At 62.7% G+C, this 16,255-nt stretch carries 16 protein-coding genes and 1 pseudogene; 16 read left to right on the top strand and 1 reads right to left on the bottom strand.

From position 1 onward, the window contains the following. Nucleotides 1-120 precede the first annotated feature (120 nt). From AACW30_RS07965 to AACW30_RS07955, 3 genes are all read left to right on the top strand, one after another. On the top strand, nucleotides 121-1,326 hold the full coding sequence (locus tag AACW30_RS07965) for an MFS transporter (RefSeq protein WP_200624671.1): 1,206 nt from the start codon (nucleotides 121-123) through the stop codon (nucleotides 1,324-1,326). Between the two features lie 101 nt (nucleotides 1,327-1,427). Then, entirely contained in the window at nucleotides 1,428-2,066 is a 639-nt protein-coding gene (locus AACW30_RS07960) for a YbhB/YbcL family Raf kinase inhibitor-like protein (protein ID WP_169366639.1), read from the top strand. Further along, nucleotides 2,059-2,904, top strand: a complete 846-nt coding sequence (locus tag AACW30_RS07955) for a helix-turn-helix transcriptional regulator (RefSeq protein WP_119740636.1) — start codon at nucleotides 2,059-2,061, stop codon at nucleotides 2,902-2,904. The genes AACW30_RS07960 and AACW30_RS07955 overlap by 8 nt, the downstream gene beginning before the upstream one ends. Nucleotides 2,905-2,927: 23 nt before the next feature. Here the strand turns inward: AACW30_RS07955 and AACW30_RS07950 are convergent, their stop codons facing one another. Next, nucleotides 2,928-3,104, bottom strand: coding sequence for a hypothetical protein (locus tag AACW30_RS07950; RefSeq protein WP_178125283.1), 177 nt, complete (start codon nucleotides 3,102-3,104; stop codon nucleotides 2,928-2,930). A gap of 40 nt (nucleotides 3,105-3,144) precedes the next feature. Here AACW30_RS07950 and AACW30_RS31495 point away from each other — a divergent pair. From AACW30_RS31495 to mexE, 13 genes and pseudogenes are all read left to right on the top strand, one after another. After that, a pseudogene (locus tag AACW30_RS31495) lies at nucleotides 3,145-3,249 on the top strand (hypothetical protein); the annotation flags it as partial. Nucleotides 3,250-3,333: 84 nt separating this feature from the next. Then, a complete protein-coding gene (locus tag AACW30_RS07945; protein WP_200624670.1) occupies nucleotides 3,334-4,062 on the top strand; it encodes a helix-turn-helix domain-containing protein in 729 nt (242 codons plus the stop codon). Between the two features lie 182 nt (nucleotides 4,063-4,244). After that, a complete protein-coding gene (locus tag AACW30_RS07940) occupies nucleotides 4,245-5,309 on the top strand; it encodes an SDR family oxidoreductase (protein WP_200624669.1) in 1,065 nt (354 codons plus the stop codon). Further along, a complete protein-coding gene (locus AACW30_RS07935; protein ID WP_200624668.1) occupies nucleotides 5,306-6,571 on the top strand; it encodes an aspartate aminotransferase family protein in 1,266 nt (421 codons plus the stop codon). Before AACW30_RS07940 ends, AACW30_RS07935 begins: the two co-directional genes overlap by 4 nt. A 16-nt stretch (nucleotides 6,572-6,587) precedes the next feature. After that, entirely contained in the window at nucleotides 6,588-7,031 is a 444-nt protein-coding gene (locus tag AACW30_RS07930; protein WP_145160499.1) for a type II toxin-antitoxin system RatA family toxin, read from the top strand. A gap of 3 nt (nucleotides 7,032-7,034) precedes the next feature. Further along, the gene (locus AACW30_RS07925; protein ID WP_200624667.1) at nucleotides 7,035-8,177 is read left to right on the top strand and encodes an acyl-CoA dehydrogenase; all 1,143 of its coding nucleotides are present in this window, start codon (nucleotides 7,035-7,037) and stop codon (nucleotides 8,175-8,177) included. Continuing rightward, complete coding sequence (locus AACW30_RS07920; protein WP_200624666.1) at nucleotides 8,174-9,001, top strand: SDR family NAD(P)-dependent oxidoreductase; 828 nt, start codon at nucleotides 8,174-8,176, stop codon at nucleotides 8,999-9,001. Before AACW30_RS07925 ends, AACW30_RS07920 begins: the two co-directional genes overlap by 4 nt. A gap of 10 nt (nucleotides 9,002-9,011) precedes the next feature. Continuing rightward, nucleotides 9,012-9,962, top strand: coding sequence for a fatty acid desaturase family protein (locus AACW30_RS07915; protein ID WP_124417398.1), 951 nt, complete (start codon nucleotides 9,012-9,014; stop codon nucleotides 9,960-9,962). Between the two features lie 61 nt (nucleotides 9,963-10,023). Next, a complete protein-coding gene (locus tag AACW30_RS07910) occupies nucleotides 10,024-10,830 on the top strand; it encodes a DUF3050 domain-containing protein (RefSeq protein ID WP_124417397.1) in 807 nt (268 codons plus the stop codon). A gap of 27 nt (nucleotides 10,831-10,857) precedes the next feature. Beyond that, on the top strand, nucleotides 10,858-11,925 hold the full coding sequence (locus tag AACW30_RS07905) for an HlyD family secretion protein (RefSeq protein ID WP_200624665.1): 1,068 nt from the start codon (nucleotides 10,858-10,860) through the stop codon (nucleotides 11,923-11,925). Beyond that, nucleotides 11,922-13,439: a DHA2 family efflux MFS transporter permease subunit gene (locus AACW30_RS07900; RefSeq protein ID WP_200624664.1), complete on the top strand. Its 1,518-nt coding sequence runs from the start codon at nucleotides 11,922-11,924 to the stop codon at nucleotides 13,437-13,439. Before AACW30_RS07905 ends, AACW30_RS07900 begins: the two co-directional genes overlap by 4 nt. A 21-nt stretch (nucleotides 13,440-13,460) precedes the next feature. Continuing rightward, a complete protein-coding gene (locus AACW30_RS07895; RefSeq protein ID WP_169366631.1) occupies nucleotides 13,461-14,804 on the top strand; it encodes a TolC family outer membrane protein in 1,344 nt (447 codons plus the stop codon). Between the two features lie 207 nt (nucleotides 14,805-15,011). Further along, nucleotides 15,012-16,253: a multidrug efflux RND transporter periplasmic adaptor subunit MexE gene (mexE, locus tag AACW30_RS07890; RefSeq protein ID WP_106578163.1), complete on the top strand. Its 1,242-nt coding sequence runs from the start codon at nucleotides 15,012-15,014 to the stop codon at nucleotides 16,251-16,253. Nucleotides 16,254-16,255: the final 2 nt, after the last annotated feature.

Below are 16,255 nucleotides of genomic sequence, written 5' to 3'. Positions count from 1 at the left end.
TCAGTTCGTGGCTTTTGATAAAAAGCATCCTAAATCAGAATTCAGATCAACAGTAAGCTGCGTCGATCCGGACGAGCGACTTGCGACGCTTGCACCTTATAAATGGACGATGAGGCTCGAATGCTCGCCACGCTGAAAAAATATCCCGCCACCCTCAATCTGCTGCTCTGCGCTTCATTGGTGCTAACCCTCGCCCGGGCCATCACGCTGCCCTACCTGGTGATTTATGTGTCCGGCCACTTTGGCTTGAGCATTGCCGAGGTCGGCCTGGTGATCGGCAGCACGCTGATCATCGGCTCACTGCTGAGCCTGTATGGCGGTTTCCTGGTCGATAGCCTCTCCAGTTACCGGCTCATCCTTACGGCCTGCGCCGTCTTTACGGCAGGTTTTCTCGGCGCCTTCTTCGCGTCTGGTCTCGGGCTGTTTTATGCGTGCCTGGTGGCAATCAACCTGGCCTATGCCGTCATTGATATCGCGGTGAAAGCCGGGTTTGGCAGCCTGCTTCCCCTTGACCAGCGCAGTGAAGTGTTTTCGATCAAGTACACGCTGACCAATATTGGCTACGCCGTCGGGCCGTTCCTCGGTGCCGGCGTGGCCGCGCTGGACACCAGCCTGCCGTTCCTGCTGTCGGCGGGACTGGGAGCCGGCTATTTTTTTGTCTACTTCGTGTGGGGCGACACAGGCCTGGCAACAGCCGAGGCAAACCGGCAAACCACGCCATTTTTGGCCGTCGGCAAAGTGCTGCTGCGCGATTACCGCCTGGTGTGCTTTACCTTGGGCGGGGTGCTGAGCGCGGTGGTGTTCGGCCAGTTCACCGCTTACCTCTCGCAGTACCTGATAGTCACCAGCAACCCCCAGACGGCCTACCGCATTATCAGCAGCGTTGTCGCGACCAACGCCCTGATGGTTATCTGCCTGCAATACAGCCTCGGCAAACGGATCACCCACAAACACCTGAACCTGTGGCTCGCCGCTGGGCTTAGCCTGTTCATCGTCGGGCTGGGCGGTTTTGCGCTGTCGACCACGCTGACGGTGTGGGTGATCGCCATGGCCATCTTCACCGTGGGTGAAATCATCGTATTCCCGGCTGAATACATGTTTATCGACACCATCGCGCCGGACCCTCTGCGGGGCATGTATTACGCCGCGCAGAACCTCAGCAACATCGGCGCAGCGTTAGGCCCGGTGCTGTGTGGCGTGATGCTGGCGACGCAACCGGCCCACCACATGTTTTACATGCTGGCGCTCTTCATCATCGCCGGCGCAGTGCTCTACGGTTTAGGCGTGCGCCTGTCAGCTGAGGCAAAGCCTGAAGCGGTGACGTGAGCGCACATTGAGCGCCTGGGCAGACTATTTGATCGGCTGGGTCAAAAGCGGTCCTGGCTGTCTGCCTAGAATGAGTGCTCCTTTCCCAGGCAGACTTGAACATGAAACTGACCAGCAATGCCTTCGCTGACAACACCGCCATCCCCGGCGAATACGCCTTCGCCATTCCCGAGCCGATCCACCACTATGCGCTGTCCAGCAACCGCAACCCGCACCTGGCGTGGACGGATGCGCCGGCGGGTACCCAATCCTTCGTCCTGGTGTGCCACGACCCGGATGTGCCCAGCGTCGGCGATGACGTCAACCAGGCCGGCAAACGCGTGGCGGCGGACTTGCCCCGCGTGGACTTTTATCACTGGTTGCTGCTCGACATTCCTGCCGACACCCGCCAAATCAGCGCCGGCAGCCACAGTGACGGCGTCACGGCCAAGGGCAAAACCGGCCCGCAAGCCGCGGACGGCCTGCGCCATGGCTTGAATGACTACAGCGTGTGGTTCGCCGCCGACCCACAAATGGCCGGCGATTACTTTGGCTATGACGGCCCTTGCCCACCGTGGAATGATGAACGCCTGCACCACTACATTTTTACCCTGTACGCACTGGACGTTGCGCGTCTGGAGGTACAAGGTGCACTGAACGGCGCCGCTGTGCTGGCTGCGCTGCAAGGCCATGTCCTTGCCCAAGCCAGCCTGACCGGCACTTATACCCTGGCCCCCAAAGAGCTGCTGCGCGTTGACTGAACCGCTCACTGCATTGCCCGCCCAATGGCTGTTGCCATCGGGCGAACGGCTGCCATCCCAAGGCGTTTGCAGCGTCGCCCGCCCTCAGCTGACGCGCAGCCACCATGCGCGCGACTTTCGCTTTTTCGAAGCGACGCTGCTGCTGGTTACTGCCGGCACGCTGCTGATGGAGAATGCCCACGGTCGTTGGGCACTGGACGACAGCGCGAGCCTCATGGCCGTGGCCAAGAACACCCAGCTCAATGTCAGCAAGGCGCCGCCCGCCTACGGCTCGCCTTATACCGCGCTATTGCTGACCTTCAGCCCGGCACTGATCACCGAATTCCATCAACGCTATGGGCACGTACTCGCCGCCACCCAGACCGTCGGCAGTTGCACGCTGGCCGCGCTGGATGAACACCTGAACGACTCGCTGCAATTTTGCCTGCGCGGGATCGAGTCGCCCCAGGTCGGCGGCGTGCAGCAAAGCCATCGCGCGTTGGGCTTGCTGCTCGCCCTGTACGAGCGCGGTATTGTCTACCCGCGCCCCGCGGCTGCCGGGCTGGCCGAACGGTTGACGCAACTGCTGACCAAAGCCCCCGAGCACGCCTGGACCGCCGCGCTCGCCGGCCGTGAATTGGCGGTGAGTGAAGCCACCTTGCGCCGCCGGCTGGCGGATGAGGGCGTCAACTTCAGCACCTTGCTGACCGATATCCGCATGCACCACGCGATGATGCTGTTACAGACCACACACCTGGGCGTGTCGCAGATTGCCGACGCGTGCGGGTATCGGTCGCTGTCGAGGTTTTCGATGCGGTTCAAGCATCGGTTCGGGTTTTCGGTGCAGGCCATTCGGTAGCGACCAACACTCAACCCACAGCTTCAACCCGCAACGCTTTCGCGCCTTCCCTGGCGCGACACGTTCAACGCCACCAGCAGCGCCAGCGCCTTCGGCCGCTTGATAAACCGCCACAGCGAAGCATGCGCCACGTCCGGCTGTGTGTCCCTGGCGGGGGCCACGTGCAACCAGCCGACGCACACCAGGCTCAGTAACGGCATCGTCGGCCTGCGCAGCGCCCTGTAGAAGGGCAACCAGGCTCGCCTGTTTGCAGGGTGCGCGATCGTGGCGCACTCCGACCCTGCCTGCGAATACGACGAAACCTGCATCAAACTGGCCGGCATGCGTGCGGCGCTGCAGCGCTGACTGCGCGCCCGGTGCTTGAATCAAGACCTGTGCAGGCCTACCCTGCACACGGAAAACTCACCCTCCGAGTCAGGAAGACCTTACATGTGGGACGGCAGCGTTACTTTTGGCGATTCATGGGCCGGTTACATCGGTCGCGCGGATCAGAACTCTGCCCATTCCCATGTCGCCATCCAGCTGTGCATCGGCGTGCACCAACCGGTCACCCTGGAACTGCCCGGTCAGTTGATCCGCGCGGCCGGGGTGATCATCGGCCCCAACGTCGAACACCGCGCCGTGGCCGACAGTCATCCGGTGGCGTTTGTGTACGTCAATCCGGACACGCCACTGGGCCGTGCACTCAACGCATTGCTGCAAGACGACGGCATCGCCCTGGCCAGTGACGAACTGCTGGAGTGTTTTCGCCGTACCACGTCCCTGCCCCAGTTTGTCGACGCGCTCGCGCGTTTATTGGCGATTACGCCGCCCATCGACCAACGCCTCTATAAAGCCTTGAACATCCTGCGCCTGGACCGCGACGGTCCCGGTTCCGTCAGCCGCGCCGCCAATGCGGTCGGCCTGTCCAGCCCGCGCCTGCGGTGTGTGGCGACGCATCAGATGGGCGTTTCCCTGTCCCAGTGGATCATCTGGAACAAACTTGAGCGCGCCTCCAAATCCCTGGCCGGCGGCGCCAGCTTGTCGGACGCGGCCGCCGATGGCGGGTTCTCCGACCAGGCGCACCTGGCGCGCATGATGCGCCGCATGATCGGCATGACCCCGCGCACGGCGGCCAAGGTTTTGCGCAAGACAAGCGTTTCGTTCAAGACGCGGTGATATCAAAAGGCCAATATCGATCGCATCTTATTCGCGAAAACGTTAAGCGCTGACTGCCTTCCCCCAAAGCACGTCAGCGCCACCGAAAGTGAATACAAGAGTGTTCGCCAGGGGCACGTGTGCCTGGGATTCGGCGGAACGCACCGTTAATTCTTTCGATGAGTCCGCAGGAAGCGTCCTACATGTCAGAACAGCAAAAATTAACCGTCCTTCTCACAGGAGGCTCGGGCGTACTCGGCGAGTCACTGATCGACTGCCTGGCAGAGGACTTCAACCTGATCTGCCTGGCGCGCAAAAGCCGCATCCGCCACCCGCAGGTGCAAGTGTTCAGCGGTGATATCTGCCGCCCCCGGCTGGGGCTGGCCGCCGAGGACTATGAAGCACTGCTGCAGCGCGTCGACTGGGTCATTCACGCCGCAGCGATTACCCGCATGGATGGCGACATCGACCAGATCTTTTCGGTCAATTACCTGGGTACCGAGAACGTCGTGCGCTTTGTGCAGCAAGCCAAGGTGCCGCTCTACCACATCAGCACCGCTTTCACCCACCCGTGCGATTACTACGACGGCGTGCAGGCCGAGACGCCGTACGAAGTCGCCAAGCGCCAGGCCGAGACGCTGGTGCGTTCTTCCGGTATCGACGTGTCGATTTTTCGCCCGTCAATCATCATCGGCAATTCCGACACCGGGCACATGCCCAACTTCCAGGGTTTTCACATGACCATGGGGCTGATGATGTCCGGCGTGCTGCCCATCGTGCCCTGCCCGCCTGCCGGCTACATCGACCTGATTGCCCGCGACGTGGCGGCGCAGGCGATTGCCAACGCCTTGCACCGGCGCTTGATCGGCGCGGACTACTTCCTCACCAGCGGCCCACAGGCGCTGGACCTCACCGGCCTGCTGGACCTGATGTGCGAGTCCATGCAAGCCCAGGCGCAACCATTCACACGGCCTCGCTGCATGGCGCCGGACATCTATGAGCGCCTGATCCGCCCGGTGTTTCTGCCTGCACTGACCGGCGCCGTCCAGGCCGCACTGGGCCGCGCCAACCAACTGTGCCGCTATGCCTGCCTGCGCACGCCGCTGCCCACTTCGTTGCCCGAGTTGCTCGGCGAGCCGGCCTTCAGTGCGCGCGACGTCAGCCGCGAATTGCTGCTGTCACTCAATCACCTGGCCCCCAAGCTCGGTGCCTTGACGCGGATGCTTAAACAGCCGGTCCCACCTGTTGCAGAGGCATCCGTTGCATGAACTCGCACCTGACAGAACTGGAACCCGCCGCCGACGCCGAACAGATTGACCAGTATTTTCGCCAGCATGTGAATTCGGGCTATGCACGCCTCGCGTCCTTGATGAACCTGCCGATCGAACACGCCAGCCGGGGCGTCTACATCTATGACAGCCAAGGGCGCCAGTACCTGGATGCCGGCGGCTATGGGGTGTTTTTCCTCGGCCACGGCCATCCGGTTGTCGTGGAGGCCGTAACCCGCCAACTGCAGCAAAACGCGCTGGCCAGCAAGCTGTTGCTCAACCCGCAACAAGCGTTGGCCGCGCAGGCGCTGGCAGCGCGCTGCCCGGGTAACCTGGACTATGTGTTCTTTTGCAACTCGGGCGCCGAAGCCACCGAAGCCGGCCTGAAACTCGCCCGGCTTAACGGCTGCCGTCGCACGCTGTCGACGCTCGGCGGCTTCCACGGCAAGACCCTCGGCGCACTGGCCGTCACCGGCCGCGAAAGCTACCGCGAACCGTTCAGTGGCCTGCTCAGTGAAAGCGTATTCGTGCCGTTCGGCGACAGCGCCGCACTGGAACAGCAACTGCTCGCCTCGCCGGAAAAAGCCTGCGTGATTCTCGAGCCGATCCAGGCCGAAGCCGGCGTGATCCTGCCGCCACCGGGTTACCTGACGCGGGTACGCGAGCTGTGTGACCAGTACAGCGCCGTGCTGATCATCGACGAAATCCAGTCCGGCCTGGGCCGCACCGGCCATTGGTGGGCGTGCGATCAGGAACAGGTGGTGCCCGACATCATGCTGGTCGGCAAAAGCCTGTCCGGCGGCTGCGTGCCGGTCAGCGCCATGGTCGCCAGCGCGGCCATTTATGCGCCGTTCAACCGCAACCCCACGGTGCACACCTCGACCTTTGGCGCCAACCCGCTGGCCATGGCGGCCGTGCAGGCCACGCTGCAGGTGATGGTGCAAGAGGACCTGGTGGCGCGGGCACGGCTGATGGGCCAGGACCTGCACGCACGTTTCAGCGCGCTGTTGCAGCGCATGGGCCTGGCCGAGCGCGTCACGTTGCGCAGTGCCGGCTTGCTGCTGGGCTTTGAGTTCAGCGACGCCTCGATCGCCGCGAACATGGTCATGGCCCTGATCGAGCAGCACATCATCGTGTGCCACTCGCTCAATGACCACCGCGTCGTGCGGCTTACACCGTCGCCGCTGCTCACCGCCCAGGACTGCAACTGGTTGATCGAGGGATTCGCCCAGGCGCTCACCACCTCTGTCTCACCCCTTTGATCTTTGGAGTTACCCCATGCAGGAAGTCAATGTCCAGGCACATATCCCCCATGCCTGCGCTGATGAAGTCTTCGCCGTGATCAGCGACTTCAGCCACTACGTCGAGCTGTGCGACTCGGTACGCAATATCACCATCAACAAGGTCAGCGACGACGTGTCGTTCACCTCCTGGGAGGTCAACTTCCACAGCGGCATTCTCAAGTGGCAGGAGCGCGACACGTTCAACGCTCAGACCCGCGAGATCCACTTCGAGCAAATGGCCGGCGATGTCGATCACTTCTCGGGCACCTGGCAAGTCCTGCCCGATGGCAAGGACGCAATTATCACCTTCACCTCGCGCTTTGACCTGGGCCTGCCGATGCTCGCCGACATGCTCGACCCCGTCGCGCAGAAGGCCATTCGCGAAAACATCCACTCGATCATCACCGGCCTGTTCCCGGCGAGCTACCTGAAGGCCTGAGCCATGTCACTGTCATTGTTAAACCGCTCGCGCGCCTTGCTTGACCGCTACGCCCCGGAGTTTGACGCGCGCCTGGCCGCCCTCGCCCTCGCCGAACGCGAAGCCCCCGAGAGCAGCGTCATCGCCCTGTTCAAGCAACACGGTCCGGTCGGGCTGCTGGTCAACCGCGCCGCCGGTTGGCTGGGTGCAGGCATCCTCGATGCCGTGCATGTGCAGATCGCCCTGGGCGCGCGGTCGCCCTCGCTGGCGGTGGCCAGCACCATGCACCAGTTTTCGGTGGCGAGCCTGTTGGCACTCACCCAAAACGGGGGCGGCGCCGAAGGTCTGTTGCTGGCGGCCGTTGCACAGAATCGTTTGTTGCTGTCCTCGGGGTTTGCCGAGGGCAACTCGGGCGCGGGCATCCTCGACTCGAACATGCAGGCCGTGCACACCCCCGAGGGCGTCTTGCTCAGTGGCAGCAAAAAACCCTGCTGCCTCGGCCGGTCGATGGACCTGCTCACCGCCAGCTATACCCGCCAGACCCCACAGGGCGAAGAGCTGATGGTGGCGTTGATTCCCGCCAACGCGCCAGGCATCAGCCGCGCGCCGTTCTGGCAGAACAACGCACTGGCCGCTGCCGAAAGCATCGAGGTACGCCTCAATGAAGTGCTGGTGCCCGAACGCATGCTGTTTTCCGCCGGCTACAAGCACCTGTTGGGCGACGTGCAAACCGTCGGTTTTATCTGGTTCGAACTGTTGATCTGCGCGTCCTACGTGGGTGCCTGCGCCGGCCTGATCGAGACGGTGACCGACGCAGGCCGCTGGACCGCGCATCACCGCGTGGACCTGGCGGCCAACCTGCAATTGGCAATCAGCGCGCTGGAAGGCGCGGCGCTGGATATCGAGCGCAATCCCCAGGACCTGCCGAACGTGCTGGCCCGTCTGCTGCTGGTGCGTTATGGCATCGAGCAGCTGCTGACCGAGCTGTCGGACCAGGCCCACGCGATGCTCGGCGGCATGGCATTTATCACCAGCAACCAGAGTTCGAACGGGTTGATGGCCTGCCGCGGCCTGCAATTTCACCCGCCGGCGAAGATCTCGATGGCGAGCAACCTCGACACCTATTTGTCCCACTCAACCTTCAGCATCGCCGGAGCGCACCCATGAACCTGCTCGGAAAAATCATCGTCATCAGCGGCTGCGCGCGTGGCCTGGGCCATGCCGCCGCCCGCAAACTCAAACAACAAGGCGCCACGGTGATTGGCCTGGACATTCTGGCGCCGCAGGAACCGGAACTGCTGGACGGGTTTTATCAGGTCGACCTGTGCGACCGCAGCGCGCTGGCGTCGGTGATCGGCGCTATCTCAACCGATTTCGGCGACATCGACATCCTAGTCAATAACGCCGGCACGCTGACCCTGGAACGCGGTGAAACCGGCGTCACCGACGAAGTCATCCGCGCAGTGGATGTAAACCTGTTTGCACCATGGCAATTGGTGGCCGGGTTCTTGCCGGGGCTGCTGCGCAAACGCGGCAAAGTGGTCAACGTATCCTCCCTCTTCGCCCTGGTGAATGCGCCTTATGTGGCCGCGTACGCCGCCAGCAAACGCGCGCTGAGCGCCTATTCGGACGTGCTGCGCATGCAGTATCGCGGGCAGCTGGATGTGGTCACGGTGTACCCGGGGTTCATCGATACGGCGATCCACTTGCAGGCTCAGCGGGTGGGGCTGTCGGTCAAGCGCCTGGTGACCTTCAAGCGGGGTGACAAGACGCTGCTGTCTCTGGAAGAAAAACTCGATGCAGCCTCTGACGGCCTGGTGCGCGCCTGCCGCACACACGGCTTGCGCAATCGCGGGCTGACCTTCATGGGCACGCTGGCCATGTACACCGCGCGCATCGCGCCAAGTGTGGTCGACGCCTTTATCGCCTTGCGCCTGCGCACGCTCACACGTGGCGGGCACCTGGCGCTCAAACCTGAACTGATCGAGTAACGCCTCGCCAATGGCCAGACAACTGCACCCCAAGCCCCAGGTCCGTCTCGACCGCGCCTTGTTCAAGGCGCGCACGGGCGAGTCGCTGCTGATCATCGCTTACGCCGTGTGCCTGTACCTGCTGCCCCTTGCCCTGTTTGTGTGGGTGGCAAACACGGCGCCCACCGTGTGGGTGCTGCTGTGTTCGCCCTTGCTGGTCGTGGCCGGATACGGATTGTTTCTGCAAGCGATCCTTGGGCATGAAGGCTTCCACTTCAACCTGAGCGGTAACCCGATGCACAGCTGCTACCTGGGCATTCTTACCAGTTCGCTGCTGCCGGGGTTCTGTGTGACCGGTTACTTCGTCGACCATTGGCAACATCATCGCTACAGCAACAGCGCCAAAGACCCGGACTACCGGCACTTCTCGCGCTATCGCACGCTGGCAAGCCGCATCGCGCTGTCGCGTTTGCTCGCGACCTCGAACTACCTGCAAGCCACCGTGCGCCTGGCGTTCGGCCCACTGAGCAGCCCTTCGCCGCTGCCCTTGAGCGCGGCGCAGGTGCAACGGCTGGCGCGCTGCAACATCGCCTGCCAGGTGGGCTGGTTGTGCGTGTACGCCGTGGCGCTGTGGCAGATCGATGGGTTGCTGCTGGGGTTTTGCGCGAGCCTTGCGGTGGCGTTCCTGGTCTCGGCCTTCAATGCCTATCAGGAACATGCGTTCAGCGAAGGCGATGAAGCACCGCCAGCGCGCTCGCGCACCTCGCGGCTGTGCACCTGGCTGCACGCCGGCGCGAACTTTCACCTGGAGCATCACTTTTATCCCGCGGTGCCGTGCTGGCGCCTGCCAAAAGTGCACCGCCAACTGTTGGACGCGGGCTGGTACACAGACCGGCAGTACTTACTGGAAAAGCACTTCGTCGCGTCCTTCAAGTACGCCACCCGCCGCCACCCCTACCGTGGAGACACGGTAAACGACTGAACACTCACCCAAACATTCCGAATGGATTTCCCGCCTGAAGACTCAGGCTGCAGGAGCATGTATGCCTTTTGATATCGACAGCCACATCGAAACCGAACGCAAGCAGTTATTCAGCCACCCGCTGTTCGCCACTATCCGCACGGTTGAAGACGTGCGCACGCTGATGGAATTTCACGTGTTCGCCGTGTGGGATTTCATGACCTTGCTCAAGCGCATCCAGCGCGATCTGACCTGCGTCGAGTTGCCGTGGGTGCCGCCGGTGCACATCACCGCCGCGCGCTTGATCAATGAAATCGTGGTGGGCGAAGAAACCGACGAACACCCGGACGGCGGCTTTATCAGCCACCTGGACCTGTACCTCACGGCAATGGATGAAATCGGCGCCGACAGTTCGGTGTTCCGGCGCTTCCTCGCTGCCATCCAGGCCAAGGTGCCGCTGGCCAAGGCCCTCAACGACCGCGACATCCCACTGGCCGCCAAAGTGTTCATGTGCCAGACCCTCGATGTGGCGCAGCACGGCTCGACCGAAGCGGTACTGGCGTACTTCTTCTTTGGCCGTGAAGACATCATCCCCGACATGTTCGGCCGCCTGCTGTCGCAATGGTCGGTGCGTGAAACCGATGTGCCGATGCTCACGTATTACCTCAAGCGCCACATCGAAATGGACGGCGACGATCACGGCCCGGCGGCCAAGCGCATCATCGCCGAAATCGTCACCACGCCCGCGCAACACCAACACATGATCGAAAGCGCCAAGACCGCGATCAACTCGCGCATCGACCTGTGGGATGGCGTGCATCACTTCCTCCAGGAAAAAGCGCAACACGCCGCCGACCGCCCTGTGCGTCAGGTTGAACACAGCGTCTGAGCCTCGCATGAACACAGGGAGTAGGACATGACCAAAGGCAAGCTTATAAAAATGACACTGTGCGTCGCCGTGGTGGGTGGGTTGCTGCTGCTCGGCTGGCAGCGCTGGCAGTATTCCAGCGCCTACGTGAGCACCGACAACGCCGAACTCGACGGCGTGATCATCCCGGTGCGGGCCAAGCTCTCGGGTGTGGTGATGAGCGTGCCGGTGATGGATAACGTCACCGTGGAAAGCGGCGACCTGCTGTTTCAGATACGCGACAGCGAATATCAATACCAGGTGCAGCAGCGCGAAGCACAGTGGCAAGCCTTGCTCGCCGCCGCCGGACGCAGCGGCAGCCCGGGTGCGCTGGACAGTCAGATTCTCGGCGCAGTCGCCATGCGCCAGGCCGCGCAAGCGGCGCTGGCACAGTCCAGTGCCAACCTGGAGCAGGCGCGCAACGACTACCAACGTGCCCGGCGCCTGGGCGCCCAGGGTGTGCTGAGCACTCAGGACCTGGAGCTGGCCAAGGCGCGTTTCGACGCGTTGAGCCATGCCCAGGAAGCGGCCCGCAGCAATGCCCAGGCCGCCGCGCAAAGCACGCTGGCCAACAAGGCCGAACTCAAGGTGCAGGACTATCGGATCGCGGCGGCGCAAGCCGAACTCGAGCAAGCCCGCATCAAATTGCATGACGCCCGCCAGACTGCGCCGGTGCGCAGTATTGTCTCGAAAAAAGAGGTCGAACCCGGCCAGTTCGTGGTTGCCGGCCAGAAGCTCTTGAGCCTGATCGCCACCGACCCGCTGTGGATCACCGCCAACTTCAAGGAAACCCAGGTTGGCCGCGTGCGCGTCGGCCAACACGCCAAGGTCACGGTGGATGCGTTTCCCGGCCACGCCTTCGACGGCGTGGTCGAAAGCCTGGCACCGGCGACCGGGGCGAAGTTCTCGCTGCTGCCCCAGGAAAACGCCACGGGCAACTTCACCAAGGTGGTGCAGCGCGTCCAGGTGCGGATCGCGCTCAAAGACGTGCCGGATGACTACAAGGCCGTGTTGAGCCCCGGCATGAGCGCCTTCGTCGAAGTCGCCACGCCAAACAACGCCAGCCAAACGCTATGAGGTCGCCGTACCTGATTGCGCTCACCGTGACGCTGGTGTCGATGATGGAGTTGCTGGACGTCACCATCGTCAACGTGGCGATTCCCAGCCTGATGGGCACCTATGGGGCGTCGGTCGATGAAATCTCGTGGGTCTCCACCGGCTACGTGGTGGCCAACGTGGTGATTCTGCCGGTCAGCGGCTGGCTGTCTGCCTGGTTCGGGCGGCGCCGGTATTACCTGGTCTCCACGGCCGTGTTTGTGCTGGCGTCGGTAGGCTGCGCGTTCTCCGCTGAGCTGTGGCAACTGGTGGCATTTCGGGTGCTGCAGGGGTTGGCGGGCGGCGGCTTGCTGGGGATTTCCCAGGCGATCATCTACGACGTGTTCCCCAAAGAAAAGGTCAGCAGCGGCATGGCGCTGTACGGCGTCGGCGTAATGATGGGGCCGACCCTTGGGCCGACAGTCGGTGGCTATCTGATCGACACCTTGTCATGGCACTGGATCTTCCTGATCAACGTGCCCATCGGCGCCGTGGCCCTGTTGCTGTGCTGGCTGTGCATCGGCGATTCGGCCAACGAGCAAAAACCCAGCAGTGTTGACTACAGCGGTTTCTGCCTGTTGGCGCTGGGGGTCGGCAGTTTGCAGATCCTGCTCGAGCGCGGCGAGCATTGGGACTGGCTGGAATCCAACTGGACCGTGGCCTGCCTGTTGCTCAGCAGCTTTAGCCTGGTGGGGTTTTTCTGGTGGGAACGGCGCGCGGCCAACCCGATCGTCAACGTCGCGCTGTTTCAGAACCGCGAGTTCCTGATGGGCTGCATCTGCGCATTTTGCGTGGGCTTCGGGCTGTACAGCACCTTGTTCATGGTGCCGCTGTTTTTGCAGACGTTGCTGGCGCAAAGCGCGTACCAGAGCGGGCTGGTGATTTTTCCCGGGGCGGTGGCCAGCGCCATCAGTACCTTGGTGATCGGCAAGCTGTCCCAGGAAAACAAGATCGACGAACGCGTGTTCGTGACCTTGGGCATCGTCATGTACTGCTACGCGATGTTCCTGCACACCCAGTTCACCCTCGACAGCAACCCGGACACGCTGTACTGGCCGCTGGTGATCCGCGGGCTGGGCCTGGGCATGATCTTCGTGCCGCTGACCAACCTGGCGATGCGCCGCCTGCCGCTGACGTTGATCTCCGGCGCCTCGGGCGTATTGAACCTGATGCGCCAACTGGGCGGCAGCGTCGGCATCGCCATCGCTGCAACGCTGCTCACACGGTTTTCGTGGGAGCGCTATCGCCTGCTCTCCGAGCACGTGACCGAGTCCAGCCTGATCGCCAATGGCTGGGGCGGCGTGGAATCCAACCCGCTGTTCCTCTCGCTCAGCCTTGCCAGCCATCAACAAGCCCTGGCCTTGATGCCTTACCTGCAAGCGCGTGAACAAGCGCAAATGCTGGCCTTCAGCATGCTGTTCGGCACCTTGGGCGCCGTTATGGCCATTGGCATTCCCATGGTGCTGATGATGCGCAGAAGCACCCTCAGCCGATAATTTTTTGTGGAGCACCTAACCTTGCGTATTCCAGGGCTGCATCTAAAACACCTCACCCTGCTCACCTGCCTGGGCGGGCTTGCCCTCGCCTGCTGCCCGACCTGCGCGTCGGCAGAGGACTTGTACCAGCTGTATCAAAAAGCGCTGAGCCACGACATGAAGTTCGCCGCCGCCCAGGCCCAGCAACTGGCCACGGCGGAAAAAGAACCGCAAAGCCGCGCCAACCTGCTGCCGGACCTGTCCGTCACGGGCGGCGCCGCCTGGGTCGATGCCGAGGATTCCAACGATTACCACCGCAACCGCAACAACACCAATGCTTACGCGGTGGTGCTCACTCAGCCGCTGTTGCGCTGGCAGAACGTAATCGCCCACGACCAAAGCAAATTGCTGATCAGCGCCAGCGAAGTGCAGACCGAACAGGCGCGCCAGGACCTGATGCTGCGCGTGGCCCGCGCCTATTTTGAGGTGTTGCTCAACCAGGAGCTGTTGAACACCCGCACACAACAACTGCAAACCTTGCAGGAGAGCCAGGACCGCACACGGCGTTTACTGGCTGACGGCGCCGCTACCGCCAATGCGCTCGAACAAGTGCAGGCCAAGTACGACCAGGCCTTCGCCGAGCAGATTGCCGCACGCGGCGCGCTGGACATCGCCACTGAAACGCTGACCCAATTGACCGCCGCTCAGGCGCGGCCGTGGTCGGGCAAGGAGCCGCAATTCAGCGCCCCGGTGCCTGCGGCCATCGGCGAATGGGCAAGCACCGCGCAACAAGGCAACCTGGCCGTGCAGCGTGCGCAGATCACCCAGCGCCTGGCCGAAATGGACATCGACAAGGAACAGGCCGGCCACTTGCCGACCCTCGACCTGATCGCCGCCCACGGCCGCTTTGCCTCGGTGGGTGGCGATGTGTACGACGTCACGCTGCCGGAAAACCGCTATAACCAGACCGTGGTCGGGGTCAAGTTGAGCGTGCCGCTTTACGGCGGTGGCCGCACCAGCAGCCGCGTGCGCGAAGCCCATGCGCTGCAAAGCAAGGCCCTGGATGAGGTTGAAGACGCGCGCCGCAACGCCGGGTTGATGGCGCGCCAGGCGTACCTGCAAGTCACCAGCGGCATGAGCCAATACCAGGCGCTCAAGCAGGCGCTCAAGTCCAGCCAGGTTAACCTGGCGTCGGTCACCCACGGCTTTGAAGCCGGCTCACGCATCAACACCGACGTGCTGGATGCGCAGCAGAAAGTCACCGACACCCAGCAGCGTTTGGCCCAGCAGCGCTACAGCATCTTGCTGGCCCAATTGAACCTGCTGGCCTCCACCGGCAACCTGAGCGAGGTGCGTTTGCGCGAAGTCAGCCGCCTGCTGGACTGAAAAACCGCGCGGGCGTTCCTTGCAGCCCGCGCAACAGTCTTTTGTCATCACTCCTATTGATAGCTCCCTAACGAAACCCGCATCCTAGAGGGCTAATCTCGCGCTTATATCATTCCGAATGATAGTTACCTTTGCTTCATTCGATTCGTGACATAGCACCTCGCCGCGCATGATCCGCCCATCTCAATACATTGGCGGATGCACTTCATGGAACAGTCACTCAAACATTTGCGCTTCCCCTTGGCGATTTTGGCCGTGGTGGTGATGAGCGCATGCGGCAAGACCCCGGAACAAGCGGCCGCCATGCCTCCTGCGAAAGTCAGTGTGGCCAAGGTGCTCGAACAACCGGTCAACGAGTGGGACGAATTCACCGGTCGCCTGGAAGCTCCGGAAACCGTGCAGATTCGTCCGCGCGTGTCCGGCCAGATCGATCAAGTGGCCTTCACTGAAGGCGCCCTGGTGAAAAAGGGCGACTTGCTGTTCCAGATCGACCCGCGTCCGTTCCAGGCTGAAGTGCGCCGCCTCGAAGCCCAGCTTGCCCAAACCAAAGCCGCCGCCACCCGTAGCGATAACGAAGCGCAACGTGGCGACCGCCTGCGTCAGAGCAATGCGATCTCCGCCGAACTGGCCGACTCGCGCACCACCGCCGCCCAGGAAGCCCGCGCCGCAGTGGCCGGGATTCAGGCGCAGCTGGACCTGGCCAAGTTGAACCTGAGCTTTACCCGCGTGACCGCACCGATCAGCGGCCGTGTCAGCCGTGCCGAAATCACCGCCGGCAACCTGGTGACCGCCGACGTCACCGCGCTGACCAGTGTGGTCTCCACCGACAAGGTCTACGCCTACTTCGACGCCGATGAGCGCGTGTACCTCAAGTACACCCAGCTGGCGCGCGAAGGCCGTCGCGGTGCAACCACTCCGGTGTACCTGGGCCTGTCCAACGAAACCGGCAACCCGCACCTGGGCCAGATGAACTTCGTCGACAACCAGGTCAACCCGGCCACCGGCACCATCCGTGGTCGCGCCGTGTTCGATAACAGCAAGGGCGAATACACCCCAGGCCTGTATGCACGCTTGAAGCTGGTCGGCAGCGGCACTTACTCCGCCGTGCTGATCAACGATGAAGCCGTCGGCACTGACCTTGGCAAGAAGTTCGTGCTGGTGATGGACGGCGACAAGCCTGCGTATCGCTCGGTGGAACTGGGGCCGAAGATCGAAGGCCTGCGCATCGTGCGCAGCGGTTTGAACAAGGACGACACCATCGTCGTGAAGGGCTTGCAGCGTATTCGCCCGGGGTCGCCGGTTGCACCGGAAACGATCCCGATGGCCAGCAAGGAAACCCTCGCCGCCTTGGCACAACAACGACAAGCGCTTGAAGCCAGCAACCTGGAACAAGTGGCGCCGGATAAAGCCGCGCCCAAAGTTGCCAGCGTCGCGACTCCACGCGGTTAAGG

It is taken from the genome of Pseudomonas sp. MF6747 (assembly GCF_963890955.1).
In the GTDB taxonomy this organism is placed as follows: domain Bacteria; phylum Pseudomonadota; class Gammaproteobacteria; order Pseudomonadales; family Pseudomonadaceae; genus Aquipseudomonas.
Note: the sequence above shows the minus strand (reverse complement) of the source record. Positions and strands in the feature narration are given on the sequence as shown.